Origin of the sequence: Streptomyces sp. NBC_01216, from assembly GCF_035994945.1 — a bacterium.
Taxonomy (GTDB): Bacteria; Actinomycetota; Actinomycetes; order Streptomycetales; family Streptomycetaceae; genus Streptomyces.
Genome location: NZ_CP108677.1, coordinates 4539019 through 4562749 on the forward strand (window position 1 = coordinate 4539019; position 23731 = coordinate 4562749).

The following is a 23731-nucleotide window of genomic DNA, read 5'->3' on the forward strand; positions in this document are numbered from 1 at the left end:
CGCGGCATAACGTCGACTCCGACCGGTAGCCCCGCGTCGTGGCGTTGTGTCCTTTCTTCCACCGACGTCACGCAATGGCGCGCGACAGGAGCCAGAGGACATGCAGACCAAGCTGGACGAAGCCAAGGCCGAGCTGCTCGCGAGGGCGGCCCGGGTAGCTGAGAACAGCCCGGCCGGGGGGCGACTTCCGACGGGGCCAGAGAACGGGAAGCAGCCCGACCGGGGCACCCTTCTCGACTACCTCCAGCGCTACTACCTGCACACGGCGCCCGAAGACCTCGCCGGCCGTGACCCGGAGGACATCTTCGGCGCCGCCCGCTCCCACTACCGGCTCGCGGAGAACCGCCCCCAGGGCACCGCGAACGTCCGCGTGCACACCCCGACGGTCGAGGAGAACGGCTGGACCTCCAGCCACTCCGTCGTCGAGGTCGTCACCGACGACATGCCGTTCCTCGTGGACTCCGTCACCAACGAGCTGTCCCGCCACGGACGCGGCATCCACGTCGTGATCCACCCGCAGGTACTCGTCCGCCGCGACGTCACCGGCAAGCTCATCGAGGTGCTGGCCCACGAACGGTCCGCGGGCAAGGCCGACCTCCCGCACGACGCGCTCATCGAGTCCTGGATCCACGTCGAGATCGACCGGGAGACCGACCGCGCCGACCTGAAGCAGATCACCGTCGACCTGCTGCGTGTCCTGTCCGACGTCCGCGAGACCGTCGAGGACTGGGAGAAGATGCGCGACGCCGCGCTGCGTATCGCCGACGGCCTGCCCGAGGAGCCCGTCGCCGACGACCTGCGCCCCACCGAGGTGGAGGAGGCCCGCGAGCTGCTGCGCTGGCTCGCCGCCGACCACTTCACCTTCCTCGGCTACCGCGAGTACGAGCTGGTCGACGGCGACGCCCTGGCGGCCGTCCCCGGGACCGGCCTCGGCATCCTGCGCTCCGACCCGCAGCACGGCACCACGGACGACAGCCACCACGTCCCCGTCTCGTCGTCCTTCAGCCGGCTGCCCGCCGACGCCCGCGCCAAGGCCCGCGAGCACAAGCTGCTGATCCTCACCAAGGCCAACAGCCGTGCCACGGTGCACCGCCCCTCCTACCTCGACTACGTGGGCGTGAAGAAGTTCGACGCCGACGGCAACGTCATCGGCGAGCGCCGCTTCCTCGGCCTGTTCTCCTCCGCCGCGTACACCGAGTCCGTGCGCCGCGTCCCGGTCGTCCGCCGCAAGGTCCAGGAGGTCCTGGAGGGCGCCGGTTTCTCGCCCAACAGCCATGACGGCCGCGACCTGCTCCAGATCCTGGAGACCTACCCGCGCGACGAGCTCTTCCAGACCCCGGTCGACGAGCTGCGCTCCATCGTCACCTCCGTCCTCTACCTGCAGGAACGCCGCCGGCTGCGGCTCTACCTGCGCCAGGACGAGTACGGCCGCTACTACTCCGCCCTCGTCTACCTGCCGCGCGACCGCTACACCACCGGTGTCCGCCTGAGGATCATCGACATCCTCAAGGAGGAGCTGAGCGGCACCAGCGTCGACTTCACGGCCTGGAACACCGAGTCGATCCTCTCCCGGATCCACTTCGTCGTCCGGGTCGAGCCCGGCACCGAACTGCCGCAGCTCTCCGAGACCGACAAGGAGCGCATCGAGGCCCGGCTCGTCGAGGCCGCCCGCTCCTGGGCCGACGGCTTCGGCGAGGCCCTCACCGCCGAGTGCGGCGAGGAGCGCGCCGCCGAACTGCTGCGCCGCTACGGCAACGCCTTCCCCGAGGGCTACAAGGCGGACCACTCGCCGCGTGCCGCCGTCGCCGACCTGGTCCACCTGGAGCAGCTGACCGGCAGTGGAGAGGAGTTCGCCCTCTCGCTGTACGAACCGGTCGTCACCGGCCCCGGCGAGCGCCGCTTCAAGATCTACAAGACCGGCGAGCAGGTCTCCCTCTCCGCCGTCCTTCCGGTCCTCAACCGGCTCGGCGTCGAGGTCGTCGACGAGCGTCCCTACGAGCTGCGCTGCGCCGACCGCACCCACGCGTGGATCTACGACTTCGGCCTGCGGATGCCCGCCCCGGCGGGCAACGCCGGCGACTACCTCGCCGACGACGCCCGTGAGCGCTTCCAGGAGGCGTTCTCCGCCAGCTGGACCGGCGCCGCCGAGAACGACGGCTTCAACGCGCTGGTGCTCTCCGCCGGTCTCGACTGGCGCGAGGCGATGGTGCTGCGCGCCTACGCGAAGTACCTGCGCCAGGCCGGCTCGACGTTCAGCCAGGACTACATGGAGGACACCCTCCGCAACAACGTCCACACCACCCGGCTGCTCGTCTCCCTGTTCGAGGCCCGGATGTCCCCGGAGCGCCAGCGCGCCGGCACCGAGCTGATCGACGGGCTGATGGAGGAGCTTGACGGCGCCCTCGACCAGGTCGCCAGCCTGGACGAGGACCGCATCCTGCGTTCCTTCCTCACCGTCATCAAGGCCACGCTCCGGACGAACTTCTTCCAGCGCGCCGCCGACGGCGCCCCCCACACCTACGTGTCGATGAAGTTCGACCCGCAGGCGATGCCGGACCTCCCGGCGCCGCGCCCGGCCTTCGAGATCTGGGTGTACTCCCCGCGCGTCGAGGGCGTCCACCTGCGCTTCGGCAAGGTCGCGCGCGGCGGTCTGCGCTGGTCCGACCGCCGCGAGGACTTCCGTACCGAGATCCTCGGCCTGGTCAAGGCGCAGATGGTGAAGAACACCGTCATCGTGCCCGTCGGCGCCAAGGGCGGCTTCGTCGCCAAGCAGCTCCCGGACCCCTCCGTCGACCGCGACGCCTGGCTGGCCGAGGGCATCGCCTCCTACAAGACCTTCATCTCGGCGCTGCTCGACATCACCGACAACCTGGTCGCCGGCGAGGTCGTGCCCCCGCGCGGCGTGGTCCGCCACGACGAGGACGACACCTACCTCGTCGTCGCCGCCGACAAGGGCACCGCGACCTTCTCCGACATCGCCAACGCCGTCGCCGTCGACTACGGCTTCTGGCTGGGCGACGCCTTCGCCTCGGGCGGCTCGGCCGGCTACGACCACAAGGGCATGGGCATCACCGCCCGCGGCGCCTGGGAGTCGGTCGAACGGCACTTCCGCGAGCTCGGCCACGACACCCAGACCGAGGACTTCACCGTCGTCGGTGTCGGCGACATGTCCGGCGACGTCTTCGGCAACGGCATGCTGCTGTCCGAGCACATCCGTCTGGTCGCGGCCTTCGACCACCGCCACATCTTCGTCGACCCGACCCCGGACGCCGCCGTCTCGTACGCCGAGCGCCGCCGCCTCTTCGAGCTGCCCCGCAGCTCCTGGGCCGACTACGACACCGGGCTGCTCTCCGCGGGCGGCGGCATCCACCCGCGCAGCGCGAAGTCGATCCCGGTCAACGCGCAGATGCGGGCGGCCCTCGGTATCGAACCGGGCGTCGCCAAGATGACCCCCGCCGAGCTGATGCAGGCGATCCTCCACGCACCGGTCGACCTGCTGTGGAACGGCGGCATCGGCACGTACGTCAAGGCGTCCACCGAGTCGCAGGCGGACGTCGGCGACAAGGCCAACGACGCCATCCGCGTCAACGGCGAGGACCTGCGGGTCAAGGTCGTCGGCGAGGGCGGCAACCTCGGTCTGACGCAGCTCGGCCGCATCGAGTTCGCCCGCAGGGGCGGCCCCGACGGCGTGGGCGGCAAGGTCAACACCGACGCCATCGACAACAGCGCCGGCGTGGACACCTCCGACCACGAGGTGAACATCAAGATCCTGCTCAACGGGCTCGTCACCGAAGGCGACATGACCGTGAAGCAGCGCAACCGCATCCTCGCCGAGATGACGGACGAGGTCGGCACGCTGGTGCTGCGCAACAACTACGCGCAGAACGTGGCCCTGGCCAACGCCGTCGCCCAGTCGCCGTCCCTGCTCCACGCCCACCAGCGCTTCATGCGCCGCCTGGGCCGCGACGGAGCGCTGGACCGCTCGCTGGAGTTCCTGCCCAACGACCGGCAGATCCGCGAACTGCTCAACGCCGGCAAGGGTCTCAGCCAGCCCGAGCTCGCCGTCCTGCTGGCCTACACCAAGATCACGGTGGCCGACGAGCTCATCGGGACCGGGCTGCCGGACGACCCTTACCTGCTGGGCCTGCTGCACGCCTACTTCCCCGCGCAGCTGCGGGAGACGTTCACCGCGGCGGTCGACAACCACCCGCTGCGCCGCGAGATCGTCACGACCGTCCTGGTCAACGACACGGTCAACACCGGCGGCTCCACCTTCCTGCACCGCCTCCGCGAGGAGACCGGAGCGTCGATCGAGGAGATCGTCCGCGCGCAGACCGCGGCCCGCGCCATCTTCCGGCTCGGCACGGTCTGGGACGCGGTCGAGGCGCTCGACAACCGGGTGCCGGCCGACGTCCAGACCCGGATGCGCCTGCACTCCCGCCGGCTGGTCGAGCGCGGCACGCGCTGGCTGCTCGGCAACCGCCCGCAGCCGCTCCAGCTCCAGGAGACGATCGAGTTCTTCGCGGAGCGCGTGGAACAGGTCTGGAGCGAGCTGCCGCAGCTGCTGCGCGGAGCCGACCAGGAGTGGTACCGGTCGATCGTGCGGGAGCTGACCGACCTGGGTGTGCCGGAGGAGCTGGCCCTGCGGGTCGCCGGCTTCTCCTCGGCCTTCCCGATCCTGGACGTCGTCGCCATCGCGGACCGCACGGTCAAGGACCCGATGGCGGTGGCCGAGGTCTACTACGACCTCGCCGACCGGCTGCGGATCTCCCAGCTGATGGACCGGATCATCGAACTGCCGCGCACCGACCGCTGGCAGTCGATGGCCCGCGCCTCCATTCGAGAGGACCTGTTCGCCGCGCACGCCGCTCTGACCGCCGACGTCCTGGCGGTGGGCGACGACACCGCGACGCCGGAGGAGCGGTTCAAGTCCTGGGAGGAGAAGAACGCGGCGATCCTGGGCCGCGCGCGCACGACGCTCGAGGAGATCCAGGTGTCGGAGACCTTCGACCTGGCGAACCTCTCGGTGGCCATGCGCACCATGCGCCAGCTGCTGCGGGCGCACAGCTAGTGCCGCGTCAGGGCGAAGGTCGCCTGACGCGGCTCTAGGCCGACGCTCGCGCGGCGGGAACGCCGCGTCGGCCGTGGCCCCCGGCACGTCCTCCGGCGTGCGGGGGGCCGTGGCGGCCCTTCAGCGCGGCGGTGCCACCGTCGAGGTCCACAGCCGCCTCGCGGCGAGCAGCGCCGCCGCGAGGAGCAGCCCGTTGCGGAGCGCGACGACCGTCACGCCGGGCCAGGAACCGGTGAGCAGGTCCTCGTACAGGACGGGGTAGGCGAGCGAGCTCAGGGAGGCCGCCGGCAGGAGGAGCAGCGCCACCGGCCGCATCACGGTCGCCCGCGAGGTGAGGCACACGGCGGCCAGACCCAGCAGCCAGATCATGTACTGGGGGCTGATCACCCGGCTGGTGACCGTGAACAGCAGGACGGCGGCGAGCGCGGCGTCCAGCGGGGTCGCCGCGGTCCACCGGGCGGCCCGGACCCGCCAGACCACCAGCCAGCAGAAGGCGAGGACGGTCAGAAGCAGGGCGAGCCGGCCCACACTGGAGACGTACGGGCCGACGTACTCGAAGGCGCCGTAGCGGTACCGCACCCGTCCCGTCCACAGACCGGTCGCCCGCGCCACGGCCAGCGCCGTGCCGCCCAGGGACTCGATCTGCACGCCCCGGTCGCCCTGCTGGCGCAGGAAGCCGAAGGCGTGCGAGAAGGAGAGGGCGAGGGCGACCAGGAGCGCCGCCGCGGTGACGGCGGCGCAGACCCAGGCATCGCGGGTGGTGCGGCCACGGGGCGTTCCGATCAGCGCCAGCACCGGCCACACCTTGACCAGGGCGCCGACCGCGGCGAGCGCCCCGCCGAAGCGGTGACCGAGGACCGAGCGGGAGCTCAGCGCCAGCAGGGAGAGCACCGCGAGGGCGGTGACCTGGACGTCGTACCGGGCGAGCGGCAGGTGCAGGAGCAGCGGGAGCCCGCAGACCCAGAGCCAGGCCCCGTGGGTGACGCGCCGGCGGTCGGCGCGGGCGAGCGCGGCGGTCACCACCGCGTCGGCGAGCAGGGTGAGCGCGACGAACGCCTGGACGTACGTGAGCCAGGGCAGCGCCGCCGGCGAGACGATGACCAGTGCGGCGCCCGGCGGGTACTGCCAGGTCACGTCGTTCACCGGGAAGGTGCCGTGGGTGAACTGGTCGTACCAGAACTGGTAGAGAACGGACACCTCACGCCCCACGCCACCGATGCCCAGGCTGTCGCGGACCAGGAGCAGCAGCATCCCGGCCCGGGTGAGGAGCCAGAGTGTGACGAGCGCCAGCAGCGGGCCGCGGCCCACGGTGACGAAGGTGGCCGAGGTGAAGGTGGGCGAGTCGAACGGCGATCCGGTGAGCGCCGGGGGTGCCGGCGCGCAGGCCGGCACCGCGCCGGCCGCCGACGCCGCCGACGGCGAGGGCGCGTTCCCGGTGCCGGTGCCCTCGCCGGCCTCGGGCGAGGGGGGCGGAGTGGGGTCTCGATGCGTCGTCATCGAGCCGCACTCTATGCCGTATTGAGCGGTTTCCCTTACTTTTGTCCGAAGTTCCCGGTGAACCGCTCGTCCTCCGCCGCCGCGTCACTTCACCGCGCCCGCCATCACCCCCGACACGAACTGGCGCTGGAAGGCGAAGAACACCGCCAGCGGAATCACCATGGAGACGAACGCGCCCGGCGCCAGCACGTCGATGTTGTTGCCGAACTGCCGGACCTGCTGCTGGAGCGCCACCGTGATCGGCGGTGACTCGGAGTCCGCGAAGATCAGCGCGACGAGCATGTCGTTCCACACCCACAGGAACTGGAAGATGCCGAGCGAGGCGATCGCCGGACCGCCCAGCGGCAGGACGACCCGGGTGAAGAGGCGGATCTCACCCGCCCCGTCGAGCCGGGCCGCCTCCAGCAGCTCACGCGGGATCTCCGCGAAGAAGTTCCGCAGCAGGAAGATCGCGAACGGCAGTCCGAACGCCGTGTGGAAGAGGACGACGCCCAGCGTCGTCTCGAAGAGGCCGACCGCGCCGAACAGTTTCGACACGGGCACCAGCGCGACCTGGACCGGGACCACGAGCAGACCCACGACGACCAGGAAGCACCAGTCACGGCCGGGGAACTCCAGCCAGGCGAAGGCGTATCCCGCCAGCGAGCCGACGACCACGACGAGGACGGTGGCCGGCACGGTGATCAGGACCGTGGACAGCAGCGAGCGCGTGAGGGTGTCGTCGGCGAGCAACTGGGCGTAGTTCTCCGTGGTCAGCTGCGCGGGCCGGGTGAAGACCGTCCACCAGCCGCTCTCGCTGATGTCGGACGGCGCGCGCAGCGAGGACAGCAACAGGCCGGCCGTCGGCATCAGCCAGAAGAGAGCGATCAGCACGAGGAAGACCCGCATCACGCCGCCGGCGGCGACGGCCGCCAGCCGCCCGCCCGTACCGCCTCGCCGGGGTGTGCCTCGCTCGGATGCCGTCACCGGCGGGCCTCCCTTCGCATGCGGCGGATGTTGACGGCCATCACCGGGATGACCAGCAGCAGGAGCAGTACGGCGATCGCGGAGCCGATCCCGAGATCCGCGTCCGTACCGAAGGACGAGCGGTACAGCTGGAGCGCCAGGACGTTCGCGTCGTCCTGCGCGGAACCCGGAGCGATGATGAAGACCAGGTCGAAGACCTTGAGCACGTTGATCATCAGCGTGACCAGGACGACCGCGAGGACGGGCGCGAGCAGTGGGACGGTGACGCGGCGGAAGACCTGCCACTCGTTCGCGCCGTCGACCCGGGCGGCTTCGAGGAGTTCGCGCGGCACGCTCGCCAGACCGGCGGCGATCAGCACCATCGCGAACCCCGCCCACATCCACACGTAGCTGCCGATCACCGCCGGGGTGACGAGCGAGGGACCGAGCCAGGACACGCCGTCGTACTGCTCCCGGAAGTTGCTCACGGGGAGCCGGAGCACCGCCCCGTCGGCGGCGGCCGGGAGCCGGAAGGTGCCGTCCGCCGCGGCCGTGGTGCTCGCGACGACCCGGCCGTCCTTCACCGCCTCGATGCGCAGACCCTTCAGGCCGAGTTCGCCCGGGTCGACGGCGTTCTGCCGCCCGCCGCCCCCCTTGGTGAAGTCCAGCCAGGCGGTGCCGGTGACCAGACCGTCCTCGACGGCCGGATCGCGCGCGGGCCGGGCGCCCTCGGGCATCCGCGCGGGCGCCACACCGATCAGCGGCAGCCTGGCGGTCTCCCCGGCGCGCACCGGCCCCTTGGTGACGTATCCGCCGCCGTCGGCCGCCGCCAGCGGATGGACGGGCAGCGGTCGGGCCCGGGGGAAGCCGGACGACTCCGCGAAGGTGTCGTGGACGCCGACCCAGACGGCGTTGGCGACCCCGCGGTCCGGGTCCTGTTCGTAGACGAGCCGGAAGATGATCCCCGCGGCGAGCATGGAGATCGCCATCGGCATGAAGATGATCAGCTTGAACGCCGTCCCCCAGCGCACCCGTTCGGTGAGCACGGCGAAGACCAGGCCGAGCGCCGTCGCGACGGTCGGCGCGAGAACCACCCAGATCACGTTGTTCTCGACCGCGGTCAGCAGGGTGTCGTCGGTGAAGAGCTCGACGTAGTTGCCGAAGCCGGCGAAGGAGTCGCCGGACTTGTCGAAGAAGGAACGCCGGACGGAGTACCCGATCGGGTAGACGACGAGCGCACCGAGCAACAGCAGGGCGGGGAGCAGGAAACCCGCCGCCACCACCTTGCGGCTGCCGGTGACACTCTTGCGGGGGGCGGCCTTCGCGGGCCGCCCAGCGGGCGCCGAGGTCACGACGTCAGCTCTGGTACGCCTTGGCCGCGTCGGCCTCCAGCCGTGCCTGGGCGCCCGCGACGTCCTTCGGGTTCTTCAGGAAGTCCTGCAGCGCCTTCCACTCGCCCTTGCCGGGCGTTCCGCCGAACGACTGCGGCATCTGGTCCGACATGTCGAAGCGGAAGTCGTCCCCGGCGCCGATGAGCGCCCGGGCGATCTCGCGCTGGACGTCGTTCGGGTACGCCGCCGGGTCCAGGCTCTTGTTGGGCGACAGGAAACCGCCCGCTCCCGCCCAGATCGCCGCCGCGTCCGGGGAGGCGAGGAAGGTCAGCAGCGCCTGAGCGCCCTCGGTGTCCTTCAGGGCCACCGCCGCGTCGCCCGCGGTCACGACCGGCGCCTGCCCGCCCGAACCGACCGCCGGGAACGGGAACACCTTCGCGTCCGTGCCGATCTCGGCGTCGGTCTGCGCGATGTTGACGGCGGCGAAGTCGCCCTCGAACACCATCGCGGCCTTGGGCTGGTCGCCACCGGTGAAGGTCTGGGTGACCGAGACCGGGTACTCCGTCTGCAGCGCGCCGTCCGCGCCGCCCGCGATCAGCCGCGGCTTGCCGAACAGCTCCCCGAGCGTGGTCAGGGCCGCGGCGACGGAGGGGTCGGTCCACTTGATCTCGTGCCGGGCCAGCCGGTCGTATGCCGCCGGACCCGCCTGCGACAGGTAGACGTTCTCGAACCAGTCGGTGAGGGTCCAGCCGTCCGCGCCGCCCACCGACACGGGGGTGACGCCGGACGCCGAGATCGTCTCGGCGGTGGCGAGGAAGTCCTTCCAGGTCTTCGGCTCGGCGGCGCCCGCGTTCTCGAAGGCGGCGGAGTTGTACCAGACCAGGGACTTGTTGGCGGCCTTGAAATAGACGCCGTACTGCGTTCCGTCGACGGCGCCGAGGTCCTGCCAGCCCTTCGTGTAGTGGGCCGAGAGCTGCGCCCTGGCCTCGGGCCCGGCCGGCTTCACCCACTTCTGGGCGACGGCCTGCCGGATCGCGCCGACCTGGGGGAGCATGGCCACGTCGGGCGGGGAGCCGCCCGCGATCTTCGTCCCGAGGAAGTTCACGATCGGGTCCTGGGCGGGCACGAACGTGACGGTGGCCCCGGTGCGCTTCTCGAACTCCTTCAGGACCTTGGTGAAGTTCTCCTGTTCGGGGCCGGTCCAGACGGCCGCGACCTCGATCTTCTGGCCTTTGAGGGACGGTAAGGAGACGGTCCCCCCGTCGCCGTCCGGACCGGCGCTCCCCGAGGCGCCCGGCTTCTCGGCGGGCTCGTCGCCGCCGCACCCCGTCAGGGTCAGTGCGGTGGCCGCGGCCAAGGCGGCGATCATCGTCACGGCCTTGCGTGTACGAAGAGTTGTACGCATGACTGCCCCGTCTCTTCCGTGCGCGTGCTCGTCCCGGTCCCGACAGGTCTACGCCGGGCGTCCGGACCCCGCAATACCGCCTTCGGCGGGAAATCGGAGATCGTGATCGGCTCGTGACGTGCGGTCAGGGCGCGAGAGAACCGGTATCCGGGCACGGGGACCGGCCTCGGCCGGGCGGGGAGCCGCGGCGGGCGGAGGAGCGGGTACGCGTCGGGCCGGGTCCTCCGGGGGAGGCCCGGAGGGCCATCGAGGATGCGTCAGGGGCGGACGGCGGGGGTCAGCGGGGACACCGGCGTCGCCTCGACGGAGCGGGCAGCCCTCTCCAGCGCGGAGGCGAGCAGCGCCAGGTCGGTCGGTCCGTTGCCCAGTTCGCGCACCGGTCTGCGGGTGGGCGGGTCGCCCATCCGCTCCCATTCCAGCGGGACCACCGTGGGCCGCAGGGTCGCCGTGCGCGGGATGCGGCCGGTGACCCGGCCCGCCTGGAACGGGGTCACCCGGCCGTCCGGGTGGCCGAGCCGCCCCCGGCCAGGTGCCGGACCGTCGGGACCGGACGCGACGGGCGGCGCGTCGAGCACGATCCGCAGCCGCGCCCCGTGGGCCGGCTCCGTGTCCGCCGTCCGGTCGGGCCGGGCCGAGGTCGCGACGAGGTGCACGCCCAGCCGGGCGCCGCCGCGCGCGACGGCCTCGAGGGCCCGCACCACCGAGCCGGCCGCGGGCCGCCCCGGCGCTCCGAGTGCGGGTGCCACGAGTGCGTCGTAGTCGTCGACCAGCACGACGAGCCGGGGGAGCCCGTCCGCCTCGGCGGCGCCGGGCGCTTCGGCGCCCCGGGGAACCCGGCTCCGGAACCGGTCCTCCGGGCCGGTCTCGTCGACCCGGACCACGCGCCCGCTGGGCCGGTCGCCGAGGTCGCCGGAGGCGGCCCTCGGAAGGCGTCCGGAGGAGCGGTCTTGGGGACCGGACTCCTCGCGCAGCGGCAGCCGCCCGGAGGGGCGGTCGCCGAGGTCGCCGTCCGGCACTCGCGGGACGCGCCCGCCGGGCCGGTCGGTGAGATCGGCGGCCCCGGCGCGCGGGACACGTTCGCCGACGGGCCCCTCGCCCGTCCGCAGGGTCCGGCCGCTGGGCAGGTAGGTCAGGTCGTCCGCCCCGGACCGCGAGGTCCGGCCGCTCGGGCGTTCGTCGAGGCTGCCGTCGCCGGGGCGGCCGGTGCCCGTCCGGGCGTCGGGAATCCGGGTGGTGACCCGGGCCGAGACGGGAAGCGTCTCCGCCGCGCTCGGCGGGCGCTGCGCGATCAGACGGCCGGTGGCCCGCCGGTCGGCGAAGTGCCCGTCACCCAGCAGCTCCGCGCGCCGCTTCAGCTCGGCGCCCAGCGCCTGGGCGAACGCCCGCATCCGCACCGGGTCGGAGGCGACCAGGTGCTCGGTGACGTGCGGCAGCTCCGTGCAGACGCCCAGGCCCTCGCCGCGTTCGCCCCCCGCGCCGTCGACCAGCAGCAGACCCAGGCGGTCGGGTCGGCCGCCGGCCGCCAGCGAGGCGGCGACCGACCGCAGCAGCTCCGTCCGTCCGCTGCCCGCCGGCCCCTCGATCAGCAGGTGCGGGCCTTCCTCGGCCAGGTCGACCGAGACCGGTCCGCGCGGGCCCGCGCCGAGTACGGCCGTGCCGTCCCCTGCCGAGGCCCAGCGGGCCATCAGGGACGCGGGAGTGGCCCGAGCGAGACCGAGTTCGTCGAGCAGCCTCGCGGAAGGCGGGAGCGCCGCCGCGGTGGCCCGGCCGTGCGGGGCCTCGGACTCGGTGCGCAGCGGCGCCAAGGCGCGGCCGAAGCGGTCCGCCCAGGCCACCGACACCGCGTCCACCACACCGATGGTGCCGTGCCCCGCGGCCCGGCCGCCGGCCGTCCGCAGCAGCCGGAGCGCCGTCGCCACGTCGCCGCTCAGCAGGGCGACCGCCCCACACTCGCGGAAGGCCAGGGAGGCCGCGCAGGCACTCTCGTACGTCGCGGCGACGGGGGACACGGGGGAAGCGGTCGGCGCCTCGGCCAGACAGACCAGATGGATACCGGCGGCGGCGCCCGCACCCGCGAGCCGTGCCGTCGTCTCCCGCAGCGCCGCCGTGCCGGGGTCGCCGTCCACGATCACGACCGTGACCGGTCCTTCGTGGCGGGCCGCCGCCTCGGCGACGGCCGTGCGGTCGGCGCTCGGCCAGCCGGGTCCCAGCGGTCCCTCGTCCAGCCTCCGGGTGAGCTCCGCGGCGCGCGCCTGCGCCTGGTCCCGGTCGTAGGCGAGGAGGAGCCGGCAGTCCTGGCCGTGCGCCGGGCGCAGATGGGGGAGCCAGCCGAGCCAGGCCCAGGCGCGGCGCCGTTCCTCCAGCGGCCGGGCGCGGTCCGCGCTGATGAGCACGATCTCCAGGTCGGCGGGAGAGTGCAGGGCGGCGAGCTGGGCCACGACCGAGCGGGCGAGTCCGGCCAGACGGTTCCCGGGGCCCGCGAGCCCGAGCGACCCCACCTCGCGCAGGCCGACGGTGACCGGGACGCCGGACAGCGCGGCGCGGTCGGCCGTGCCGAGCCGGACCACGAGGGACTCGGGGTGGTCGGGGCCGCGCTCCCAGAGCCGGGGCCCGGGGCCCAGCACGGTGAGCAGCACCGCCGCCGGATCGGGCCAGGTGTCGGGGGCGGGCCAGGTACCCGCCGCGGCCGGCGGGGTCGTGGGCGGCGCACCGGTTCCGGTGGCCGCGTGCGGTGTGTCCTCCCTGCCGCCGGCCAGGCGCCGGGCCCAGGCCCCTATTCCTCGCCGGCCGCGGGTCGGCGGGGGCCGGCGCCGGGTCCTGCTGTGGGCCTCGGACTCGTCGGCCGGGGGGTCTGAGGCCCGTGCGTGGCCGAACGCGCCGCCGTGGTCCAGCCCGCCGCCGTGGGTGGCGTCGGCACGGGTGCCGTACGGGCCGTGGGTGCCGTGTTCCTCGCCGTGCTGGCCGGGGAGAGGGGTCCTCCCGGTCCGGCTGCCGGGGCCGTCCCGGCCGTCAGTGGTCCCGGAGTCGGAGTCGGCCGGGTGGGACACCGCGCCCGGCCCGCCCCGGAACCCCGCCCCGTGGGCGAGGGCCGGCTCCGCGTCGGCGGGGGCCGTGTCCCACGCCGGTCCGCCGCCGGCATCCGGGACGGCCCCGCCCGGATCGGTGGTGATGCCCGCGCCCGCGAGACCCGTCCCCGCGGGGAAGCCCACCCTCAGGTGTCCCTCGCCATCCGGCGTCGTCGGCAGCGTGTCCGCGCCGCCGACGTCGGGACCCGTCAGGCGCAGGGCGGACTCGCCGAGGCGCAGCAGGGCGCCGGGGCGGAACCGCACCGGGCGGTCGCCGACCGGTGTGCCGTCCAGTGTGGTGCCGTTCGTGGAGCCGAGGTCCGCGACGGTGACCCGGCCGTCCTCGCCCACCGTGACCGCGCAGTGCATCCGCGAGACGTCCGGGTCGTCGAGCGGAACGTCCGCGTCCATGGAGCGCCCGACCCGGATCGGCCCGCCGTGCAGCAGGTGTACTCCCCCCGCGTCGGGCCCCGCGACGACGTGGAGCCGGGCCGCGGCGCCCGCGCCGGTCCGCTCGTCCTCGCCCGGGACCTGGAGCGTGATCACGGCGCCGTCCACGAGCGGGGGCTCGCCCAGGGCCGAGCGCTGTCCGTCGAGACGTTCCCGGCCCGCGTAGAGGACGGTGGTGCCGGAGGTGGGGGTGTCGGGCCCGGAGACGGCCGCGGCGAGAGCCGAGGCCACGGCGGCCAGCGCGGTCCCCGCCGGAGCGGTGACGAGCACGTCGCAGGAGCGCCCCGCGCCGTGTCCGGCGTGCGGTGCGAGGACGGTCAGCCGGATCTGCATCGCCGTCAGCGGTCCCTTCTGCGCGTGTGCTCGGCAGGGGAGTCGCTGTGAGTCTCCCCCCGCCCGGCACCGACGCGTCGTCCGGTTCAGGTCAGCGCGGCGCGGGGGCTCCCGACCCCGATGCGACGTGCTGTGGGCATCCTCGCACTTGCCACGGACAACACGCCCACGGGTCGGCCTCAAGTGATCTTGAATGGTCGGCTGTGGACGTAAAAATGCCTGGTTGAGCACACCCTGTGTCGCACGCGGCAACCACGGGTACGGCTGACGCGTCTTGTTTTCGGACAAGTCCGGCGCCTGAAGGTAAGGAATCGGCCATAGGGTGCTCGGCCGTGCGATCGACCGTTGACTCGTTCGGCGGCACTAAAGTGGGTCGGACACCCGGACGGGTCACCACAGACGACAGGAGCCCGGGACCACCCCCCCAGGACCACGATCAGCAGGGAGCGCGTGACGTGCGGCCTATCGGCAGCAAGTACCTGCTCGAGGAGCCGCTCGGCCGCGGCGCCACGGGCACCGTCTGGCGAGCCCGCATGGGGGCGCCCCCAGGCGAGTCCGCCGTGCCGGGCCGGCCCGGCGAGACGGTCGCGATCAAGGTCCTCAAGGAGGAGCTGGCCAACGACGCGGACATCGTGATGCGCTTCCTGCGCGAGCGGTCCGTACTGCTCCGGCTCACCCACCCCAACATCGTGCGCACCCGGGACCTGGTCGTGGAGGGCGACGTCCTGGCCCTGGTCATGGATCTCGTCGAGGGGCCCGACCTGCACCGCTACATCCGGGACAACGGCCCGCTCACCCCGGTCGCCGCCGGTCTGCTCACCGCGCAGATCGCCGACGCGCTCGCCGCCAGCCACGCCGACGGTGTCGTCCACCGCGACCTCAAGCCCGCCAACGTCCTGCTCGCCGAGCAGGACGGCCGGATGCACCCGATGCTCACCGACTTCGGCATCGCGCGCCTGGCGGACTCGCCGGGACTGACCCGCACGCACGAGTTCGTCGGCACCCCCGCCTACGTCGCGCCCGAGTCCGCCGAGGGCCGCCCGCAGACCTCCGCTGTGGACATCTACGGCGCCGGCATCCTCCTGTACGAGCTGGTCACGGGCCGTCCGCCGTTCGCGGGCGGTACCGCGCTGGAGGTCCTGCACCGGCACCTCAGCGAGGAGCCGCGGCGCCCCTCGACCGTCCCGGGTCCGCTGTGGACCGTCATCGAGCGCTGTCTGAGCAAGGACCCCGAGCGCCGGCCCAGCGCCGAGAACCTGGCGCGCGGCCTGCGTACGGTCGCCGCCGGCATCGGAGTGCACGCCACCCCCGACCAGATCGAGGCCGCCGACGGCGTCGGGGCGCTGCTCGCCCCCGACCCGGCGCCGGCGCCCGTCCCGCCGGCTCCCGGCGTGGACCCGGCCGGCGCCACCCAGGTGCTGCCCGGGGCGCCCTCGTACGATCCCTCCGCGGCGACCAGCGTCCTGCCCACCGGCGGCGGGCCCGCCGCGGCCGACCCCACCGCGGTCATGCCGCCCGTTCCCCCGCCCTCCTCGCAGAACGAGGAACCGCACCCCTGGCAGAGCCAGCTGCGTGCCGCCCGGGACCGCAACGAGCAGACGCAGGTGCAGTACCTCGACCCGGGCGAGGACCCGCTTCGACGTCGCCCGCAGCGCCGGCCGCAGCCGCCCCGGCACCAGCCCCCGCAGTCCCAGCCCCCGCAGTCCCAGCCCCCGCAGTCCCAGCCGCGGCAGTACGAAGGCCGGCCACCGCAGCCGTACCAGCAGCCCCCACAGCCCTACCGGCAGGAGCCGCAGCGGCAGCAGCAGTACCCCCCGCAGTACCAGCAGCCGCCGCAGCCGTACCAGCAGCCGCAGCAGCCTCCGCAGGCCCGGCCGTACACGCCTCCGCGGCAGCAGTACACCCCTCCGCAGCCGCCGCCCCCGGCACCGGCTCCGCGCGAGCCGCGCGCGCCCCGCCCGCGCGGCGCCAACCCGATGCGGATCCCGGGGCTCGGCTGCCTCAAGGGCTGCCTCTTCACGGTCGCCCTCTTCGTGATCGCGGGCTGGCTCGTCTGGGAGCTCACCCCGCTCGCGGACTGGGTCGACCAGGGCAAGGGCTACTGGGAGGCCATCGGCGACGCGATCACGTCCGTCAGCGACTGGGTCTCCGAACTCAGCGACACCGGCGGCGGTGGTGCTACCGACGGTACGGGACAGTAGTACCGCCGATTTATCGACTTCCGAGGGATGAATTCCCCTCGGAAGTGAGTTCCGGCGCCGGGGGGCGCGTAACTTTGTCGAGACCGCCAGTCGCTGAGGGAGCAGTCTTGGCACGGAATATCGGCAGCCGCTACAAGGCCCACCAGATCCTCGGGCGGGGCAGCGCCGGCACGGTATGGCTCGGCGAGGGTCCGGAGGGACCCGTCGCCATCAAGCTGCTGCGTGAGGACCTGGCCTCGGACCAGGAGCTCGTCGGCCGTTTCGTCCGGGAGCGCACCGCCCTGCTCGGACTCGACCACCCCCATGTGGTCGCCGTCCGCGACCTCGTCGTCGACGGAAACGACCTCGCGCTCGTCATGGACCTGGTGCGCGGCACCGACCTGCGGACACGACTCGACCGGGAACGCAGGCTGGCCCCCGAGGCGGCCGTCGCGATCATCGCCGACGTCGCCGACGCCCTCGCCGCCGCACACGCCGCCGGCGTGGTCCACCGCGACGTCAAGCCGGAGAACATCCTGCTCGACATGGAGGGCCGGCTCGGGCCCGGCGGTGCCCACCCGGCACTCCTCACCGACTTCGGCGTGGCCAAGCTGATCGACACCCCGGGCCGCACCAAGGCGACCAGGATCATCGGAACCCCCGACTACCTGGCCCCCGAGATCGTGGAGGGCCTGCCGCCGCGCGCCGCCGTCGACATCTACGCGCTGGCCACCGTCCTGTACGAACTCCTCGCCGGCTTCACACCCTTCGGCGGCGGCCACCCGGGCGCCGTCCTGCGGCGCCATGTCACCGAGACCGTCGTCCCGCTGCCGGGCATCCCCGAGGAACTGTGGCAGCTGGTCGTCCAGTGCCTGGCGAAGGCCCCCGCGTCACGCCTGCGGGCCTCGGAACTCGCGGCCCGGCTGCGCGAGGTCCTCCCGCTGCTCGCCGGCATCCCGCCCCTCGACGTGGACGAGCCGGACGCCGAACCCGCCCCGGAGCCCTCCGGCGAGGAAACCGGCGCGACGACGACGGCCGACGGAAGCTCGCCGCGCCGGTTGGCCGTGCCGCTGGTCCCCGGCGCCGCGCCGGACTCCAACCGCGACACCCACACCTCCATGCGCGTCCCGGCCCCCGACGAACTCTCCGGCGGACCCCTGGGGACCGCCCGCGCCCCCCGCGCCGCGGGTGCCCGCCGCCCCGGTTCCGCCCGCCACAAGGCGGAGGCGGTCCGCAAACGGCGTATCACCCTCTCGGTCGCCGCGGTCGTGGTGACCGGTGCGCTCGCGGCGGGAGGCTATCTCGCGAGCGCCGGGGACGGCGAGGCACCGCCACAGGACTCCAAGACCTCCTCCGGGCCCTGAACCGTCCGGGGCGCGGGGCCACGCCCGCGCACCCGCCCGGGAGGCGACGCGCCCCGGGCCGCCCCGGCCCGCCCGGGGTCCTCCGTACGGACCCGGCGACCGCCGTGCGGCCGGTCCGGCGGCCGTGAGCCCGGTGCGATCGGCGCGTCACCTCCCGGGCGGGGGGCCGGGGATTCGCGGCGAGCCGTTACGCTGGACGCGTGGCAGTCGTCGATGTATCCGAAGAGCTGAAGTCCCTCTCCTCGACCATGGGGTCGATCGAGGCCGTCCTGGACCTCGAACGGATGAGGGCAGACATCGCCGTGCTCGAAGAGCAGGCCGCGGCCCCGTCCCTCTGGGACGACCCGGAGGCGGCGCAGAAGATCACCAGCAAGCTTTCGCACCTCCAGGCGGAGGTCCGCAAGGCCGAGGCCCTGCGCGGCCGGATCGACGATGTCGGGGTGCTCTTCGAGCTCGCCGAGGAGATGGACGACCCGGACACCCGCGCCGAGGCCGAGACGGAGCTGACCTCGGTCCGTAAGGCCCTGGACGAGATGGAAGTCCGCACGCTCCTGTCCGGCGAGTACGACGAGCGTGAGGCACTGGTCAACATCCGTGCCGAGGCGGGCGGCGTCGACGCCGCCGACTTCGCCGAGCAGCTCCAGCGCATGTACCTGCGCTGGGCCGAGCGGCACGGCTACGGCACCGAGGTCTACGAGACGTCCTACGCCGAAGAGGCCGGCATCAAGTCGACCACCTTCGTGGTCAAGGCCCCGTACGCCTACGGCACGCTCTCCGTCGAGCAGGGCACGCACCGCCTGGTGCGGATCTCTCCCTTCGACAACCAGGGCCGCCGGCAGACCTCCTTCGCGGGCGTCGAGATCCTCCCCGTCGTCGAGCAGTCCGACCACGTCGAGATCGACGAGTCCGAGCTGCGCGTGGACGTCTACCGCGCCTCGGGCCCCGGTGGCCAGGGCGTCAACACGACCGACTCGGCGGTGCGCATCACGCACATCCCGACCGGCATCGTGGTCTCCTGCCAGAACGAGCGCTCCCAGATCCAGAACAAGGCGAGCGCGATGAACGTCCTCCAGGCCAAGCTGCTGGAGCGTCAGCGTCAGGAGGAGCGCGCCCGGATGGACGCGCTGAAGGGTGACGGCGGCAGCTCCTGGGGCAACCAGATGCGCTCGTACGTCCTGCACCCGTACCAGATGGTCAAGGACCTCCGCACGGAGTTCGAGGTCGGCAACCCCCAGTCGGTCCTGGACGGGGAGATCGACGGCTTCCTGGAGGCGGGCATCCGCTGGCGCAAGCAGCAGGAGAAGTAAGGCCGTTCTGCGCGTCGGCGCCGGGCCCCTCACACGTGGGACGTGTGAGGGGCCCGGCGCTGTATCGGCCACTGCCCGGGTCCCGTGCCGGTGCGGGACCCGGTGTGCGTCCGGGGCCGACGTCCGTGTGCGCCGCAGGCGCGCGCCGGAGGGCGAAACGATTCGCGTGCGCAAGCGATCGGTCGGCAGCTCTGACGCTTTGTCGACATGGGAACTACCCCCGGAGCAGCGGGAGTTCCAGGTCTACGTCACAGTTGCACCCCGTATACCTGTCAATTGATGATCTTTCGGGCATCGCACGCGCAACGACCTTGACGCGTCTGCGGAAACTCGGAAGTGTGGCGAGCGGCATGCGTATCTCCGGGGCGTGTGTGAGCGGGGGCGAGTCGAGTGAGGACGCCGCCCGCGATGCCCGCAGCCCCGAGCGCAGCCCCATGACGAGTTGAGCTACTGGGGGTAGCAAGCACATGACGAAGAAGACGCGCGTCCGCGTTGCGCGCATAGCCGCCGGCGCCGTGATCGCCGCCGGTGCGTCGCTCACCGCGGCGGGTGCCGCGCAGGCTGTCGGTATGTCCTTCGGGTCCGAGGTGAACGACGGCACCGTCGAGGTCCAGGCCGAAGGCGAGACCGAGGGCGGCGACAACGGCGGCAACACGTCGCTCGGCTCCACCGAGGGCAGTGAGTCCGGTGGTGGCCAGACCGGTGGCAGTGAGACCGGTGGTAGCGAGACCGGTGGTAGCGAGACCGGTGGTAGCGAGACCGGTGGTAGCGAGACCGGTGGCAGTGAGACCGGTGGCAGTGAGACCGGTGGCAGTGAGACCGGTGGCAGTGAGACCGGTGGCAGTGAGACCGGTGGTAGCGAGACCGGTGGTAGCGAGACCGGTGGTAGCGAGACCGGTGGCAGTGAGACCGGTGGTAGCGAGACCGGTGGTAGCGAGACCGGTGGCAGTGAGACCGGTGGCAGTGAGACCGGTGGTAGCGAGACCGGTGGCAGTGAGACCGGTGGCTCGTCCACCACTGGCGGAACCACCGGTGGCAGCCAGACCGGCGGCTCGTCCACCACTGGCGGAACCACCGGTGGCAGCCAGACCGGCGGCTCGTCCACCGATGGCGGCTCGTCCACCGACGGTGGCGCCGGCACCTGCACCGTCGACCTCGACGGCGCCGAGTGCGTCGACAACAACACCGGCACCAACAACGCCGGATCGCAGCCCGTCGAGCAGGGCAAGGCCAAGGAGGAGCTGGCCGAGACCGGCGCCGCCGAGACCTCGTTCCTGATCATCGGCGCCGCGACGATGATCGCCGGCGGCATCGGCTTCCGGATGCTGCCCCGCCTTGTCAGTGGTGGCGCCACCACTGCCTGAGCGACCCGCTGAGGCATGCGGACGGGCCGGGGGCAGTGCCCCCGGCCCGTCCGTTTTCCGGCTCGTATGCGAAGCGCTACGCGGTCTGCAGCGCCGCGAGCAGCGCCACCGCCGCGATCAGGGCGACCACCAGCGCCAGCAGCATCGCCGGGGTCAGGCCCGCGGGGCCGTTCTCCTTGAGGCGTTCGCGGTTCGCGCGGCAGACGGGGCAGCGGCCCTCCGCGACAGGGGCCGCGCAGTTGGCGCACACCAGTCGGTCATAGGTCATGCGCTCTCCTCCTCCCGCACAGGGATCCACACCAGCGACAACGCTCGGCGGCACCCGGGCGTTCCCCCTACCACTCTGCCAGCTTCCGGGCTTTTCGGCGCGCCTCGCCGGATCGCGCTTCGCCCTCCCAGGAGGACGAAAAGGATATAGCGCACAAGCGCGGACCGCGACTGCGCGGTGCATCCCCGGTCGCGTAAGGTCGCGCACACCTACTCCCGGCCGACCGTGGTGCATCCGTGATCCGATTCGACAACGTCTCCAAGTCCTATCCGAAGCAGAACCGCCCGGCCCTCCGGGAGGTCTCCCTGGAGATCGAGAAGGGGGAGTTCGTTTTCCTCGTCGGTTCCTCCGGCTCCGGAAAGTCGACCTTCCTCCGGCTGATCCTGCGGGAGGAGCGCGCCAGCCACGGGCAGGTGCACGTCCTCGGCAAGGATCTCGCACGGCTGTCCAACTGGAAGGTGCCCCACATGCGCCGCCAGCTCGGGACCGTCTTCCAGGACTTCCGTCTCCTGCCGAACAAGACCGTCGCCGAGAACGTGGCCTTCGCCCAGGAGGTCATCGGCAAGCCGCGCGGCGAGATCCGCAAGGCCGTTCCCCAGGTCCTCGACCTCGTCGGCCTCGGCGGTAAGGAGGACCGGATGCCGGGTGAACTCTCCGGCGGTGAGCAGCAGCGCGTCGCCATCGCCCGCGCCTTCGTCAACCGGCCCATGCTGCTGATCGCCGACGAGCCCACCGGCAACCTCGACCCGCAGACCTCCGTCGGCATCATGAAGCTGCTCGACCGGATCAACAGGACAGGGACCACCGTCGTCATGGCGACCCACGACCAGAACATCGTCGACCAGATGCGCAAACGCGTCATCGAACTCGAAAAGGGCCGTCTCGTCCGCGACCAGGCGCGCGGCGTCTACGGCTACCAGCACTGAGCGGGCGGGAGTAGACACACATGCGCGCTCAGTTCGTGCTCTCCGAGATCGGTGTCGGTCTCCGGCGCAACCTCACGATGACCTTCGCCGTCATCGTCTCCGTGGCCCTCTCGCTCGCCCTCTTCGGCGGGGCGCTGCTCATGCGTGAGCAGGTCAGCACGATGAAGGACTACTGGTACGACAAGGTCAACGTCTCGATCTTCCTCTGCAACAAGAACGACGCGGCCACCTCGCCCAAGTGCGCGAAGGGTGCCGTGACCGGCCAGCAGAAGGAACAGATCCAGGCCGATCTGAAGAAGATGGACATCGTCGACACCGTCCAGCACGAGACGACCGACGAGGCGTACAAGCACTACAAGGAGCAGTACGGCGACACGGCCATCGCCACTGTCATCACGCCCGACCAGATGCAGGAGTCGTTCCGGGTCAAGCTGCACGACCCGGAGAAGTACAAGGTCGTGGCGACCGCCTTCGCGGGACGTGACGGGGTGGAGTCCGTCCAGGACCAGCGGAACATCCTGCAGAACCTCTTCGACCTGATGAACGGCATGAACATCGCCGCGCTCGGCGTCATGGCGCTGATGCTGGTCATCGCGTTGATGCTGATCGTCAACACGGTGCGCGTCTCCGCCTTCAGCCGACGGCGCGAGACCGGCATCATGCGGCTGGTCGGAGCCTCCAGTTTCTACATCCAGATGCCCTTCATCATGGAGGCCGCATTCGCCGGTCTCCTGGGAGGTGCCGTCGCCTGCGTCATGCTGCTGGTCGGCCGGTACTTCCTGATCGACCACGGCATCGCCCTCGCCGACAAGATGCAGCTGGTCAACTTCATCGGCTGGGACGCTGTCCTCGCCAAGCTGCCGCTCGTCATCGCCATCGGCCTGCTGATGCCGGCCATGGCCGCGTTCATCGCTCTGCGCAAGTACCTCAAGGTGTGAGAAGCGCCGCTTGAGTCCTCGGGGCGCCGTGCGGTCAACCACCGTACGGCGCCTTTCGCTTGTCCTAGAGTGGGCGGCATGCCGGCCGGCCCGGGGCTTCGCCCCGACCTCTGTCTCAGGCCCCGTGGAGTTCTCCGTGGGGCCGCTCTCACGTTGGTCTTCACCGGTGTCCTGGCCGCCGCCGCGGTCACCGGATCGCTGCCCCGGCAGGAGCACGTCGACGCGAAGGCCACCCTGCCCGTCCCGTCCGGCGGCACCGTCGACCGGGACGCGCTCGCCCGCGCCGCCGCCGAGGCGATGGCCGACGGCAAGTCCGGCAAGAAGGCCGCCGAGGAGTTCGTCAGCCGCAGCGGCGACCGCTGGGGAGCGGTCTACGGTCCGGCGGAGTACGAGGAGTTCGAGCAGGCCCTGGACGGCAGCTACACCGGGGTCGGCCTGTCCGCACGCCGGGTCGAGCGGGACGGCGGGCCCCGGATCGAGATCACCCGACTGCGGGCCGGTGGGCCCGCGGCCCGCGCCGGACTGCGGGTGGGCGACCGCATCGACTCGGTCGACGGCCGAGCCGTCGCCGCCCTCTCCGCCTCCGAGGTCGTCTCCCTGCTGCGCGGCGACGGAGTGGCCGGCAGCCCCGTCGCGCTCGGTGTCCGTCGCGGCTCCGCGGCCTGGACCGAGACCCTGCGCCGGGCCCGCCTCGCCACCGAGGACGTCACCGTGCGGCGCCTCGACGACGGAGCCGTACTGATCAAGGTGTCCGCCTTCACCAAGGGTGCCGGTGAGCGGGTACGGAAGGCCGTACGGGCCGCTCCGGCCGGTGTTGGAGTCCTGCTGGACCTGCGGGGCAACCCCGGCGGGCTGGTCACCGAGGCCGCCGTCGCCGCCTCCGCCTTCCTCGACGGCGGGCTGGTCGCCACCTACGACGTCGACGGCGAGCAGCGGGCCGTCTACGCCGAGGGCGGCGGTGACACCGCCCGGCCCGTCGTCGCTCTGGTCGACGGCGGCACCATGAGTGCGGCCGAACTGCTCACCGGGGCTCTCCAGGACCGGGGCCGGGCGATCACGGTCGGGTCCCGCACCTTCGGCAAGGGCTCGGTGCAGATGCCCAGCGAACTGCCCGACGGTTCCGTGGCCGAGCTGACCGTCGGCCACTACCGGACACCCGCCGGGCACGGCGTCGACGGACGGGGCATCACTCCGGACCTGGACGTCGCCGGAGCGACCGAGGCGCGGGCCGAGGCGCGGGCCAGAACGGTATTGAGTGGCCTCGGAGGGGCCTCGTAGTGCGAAAAT

14 protein-coding genes are annotated in these 23731 nt (G+C 72.4%); 8 read left to right on the forward strand and 6 right to left on the reverse strand.

Going from position 1 to position 23731, the window contains the following annotated elements; translation table 11 throughout:
- Positions 1-100 precede the first annotated feature (100 nt).
- Positions 101-5071, forward strand: a complete 4971-nt coding sequence (locus OG393_RS20170) for an NAD-glutamate dehydrogenase (RefSeq protein ID WP_327376066.1) — start codon at positions 101-103, stop codon at positions 5069-5071.
- A 120-nt stretch (positions 5072-5191) separates the two neighbouring features.
- Here OG393_RS20170 and OG393_RS20175 read toward each other — a convergent pair whose 3' ends face one another.
- The 5 genes from OG393_RS20175 to OG393_RS20195 all read right to left on the reverse strand — a co-directional run bounded on the left by OG393_RS20175 (position 5192) and on the right by OG393_RS20195 (position 14097).
- The gene (locus OG393_RS20175) at positions 5192-6568 is read right to left on the reverse strand and encodes a glycosyltransferase 87 family protein (RefSeq protein ID WP_327376067.1); all 1377 of its coding nucleotides are present in this window, start codon (positions 6566-6568) and stop codon (positions 5192-5194) included.
- A gap of 84 nt (positions 6569-6652) precedes the next feature.
- Positions 6653-7456 carry a carbohydrate ABC transporter permease gene (locus OG393_RS20180; RefSeq protein WP_327378491.1) on the reverse strand — a complete coding sequence of 268 codons (804 nt, stop codon included), beginning with the start codon at positions 7454-7456 and terminating at the stop codon, positions 6653-6655.
- A 74-nt stretch (positions 7457-7530) separates the two neighbouring features.
- Positions 7531-8865 carry a carbohydrate ABC transporter permease gene (locus OG393_RS20185; protein ID WP_327376068.1) on the reverse strand — a complete coding sequence of 445 codons (1335 nt, stop codon included), beginning with the start codon at positions 8863-8865 and terminating at the stop codon, positions 7531-7533.
- Positions 8866-8869: 4 nt separating this feature from the next.
- Positions 8870-10249: an ABC transporter substrate-binding protein gene (locus OG393_RS20190; protein ID WP_327376069.1), complete on the reverse strand. Its 1380-nt coding sequence runs from the start codon at positions 10247-10249 to the stop codon at positions 8870-8872.
- 257 nt (positions 10250-10506) lie between these two features.
- On the reverse strand, positions 10507-14097 hold the full coding sequence (locus tag OG393_RS20195) for an FHA domain-containing protein (protein ID WP_327376070.1): 3591 nt from the start codon (positions 14095-14097) through the stop codon (positions 10507-10509).
- A 455-nt stretch (positions 14098-14552) separates the two neighbouring features.
- Here OG393_RS20195 and OG393_RS20200 point away from each other — a divergent pair, with 455 nt between their 5' ends.
- The 4 genes from OG393_RS20200 (at position 14553) to OG393_RS20215 (ending at position 20312) form a co-directional block, all read left to right on the forward strand.
- Positions 14553-16298: a serine/threonine-protein kinase gene (locus tag OG393_RS20200; protein ID WP_327376071.1), complete on the forward strand. Its 1746-nt coding sequence runs from the start codon at positions 14553-14555 to the stop codon at positions 16296-16298.
- Between the two features lie 107 nt (positions 16299-16405).
- Positions 16406-17641 (forward strand): serine/threonine-protein kinase, encoded by a 1236-nt coding sequence (locus OG393_RS20205; RefSeq protein ID WP_327376072.1) that lies wholly within the window; start codon positions 16406-16408, stop codon positions 17639-17641.
- Between the two features lie 200 nt (positions 17642-17841).
- On the forward strand, positions 17842-18948 hold the full coding sequence (prfB, locus tag OG393_RS20210; RefSeq protein ID WP_327376073.1) for a peptide chain release factor 2: 1107 nt from the start codon (positions 17842-17844) through the stop codon (positions 18946-18948).
- Between the two features lie 467 nt (positions 18949-19415).
- Positions 19416-20312, forward strand: coding sequence for a hypothetical protein (locus tag OG393_RS20215; protein ID WP_327376074.1), 897 nt, complete (start codon positions 19416-19418; stop codon positions 20310-20312).
- Positions 20313-20388: 76 nt separating this feature from the next.
- Here OG393_RS20215 and OG393_RS20220 read toward each other — a convergent pair whose 3' ends face one another.
- Positions 20389-20580 carry a hypothetical protein gene (locus tag OG393_RS20220; protein WP_327376075.1) on the reverse strand — a complete coding sequence of 64 codons (192 nt, stop codon included), beginning with the start codon at positions 20578-20580 and terminating at the stop codon, positions 20389-20391.
- Positions 20581-20816: 236 nt separating this feature from the next.
- Here OG393_RS20220 and ftsE point away from each other — a divergent pair, with 236 nt between their 5' ends.
- The 3 genes from ftsE (at position 20817) to OG393_RS20235 (ending at position 23722) form a co-directional block, all read left to right on the forward strand.
- Positions 20817-21506 (forward strand): cell division ATP-binding protein FtsE, encoded by a 690-nt coding sequence (gene ftsE / locus OG393_RS20225; protein ID WP_147978208.1) that lies wholly within the window; start codon positions 20817-20819, stop codon positions 21504-21506.
- A gap of 20 nt (positions 21507-21526) precedes the next feature.
- Positions 21527-22444: a permease-like cell division protein FtsX gene (ftsX, locus tag OG393_RS20230; protein ID WP_327376076.1), complete on the forward strand. Its 918-nt coding sequence runs from the start codon at positions 21527-21529 to the stop codon at positions 22442-22444.
- Positions 22445-22522: 78 nt separating this feature from the next.
- A complete protein-coding gene (locus OG393_RS20235; RefSeq protein WP_327376077.1) occupies positions 22523-23722 on the forward strand; it encodes a S41 family peptidase in 1200 nt (399 codons plus the stop codon).
- The last annotated feature ends 9 nt before the right edge of the window (positions 23723-23731 follow it).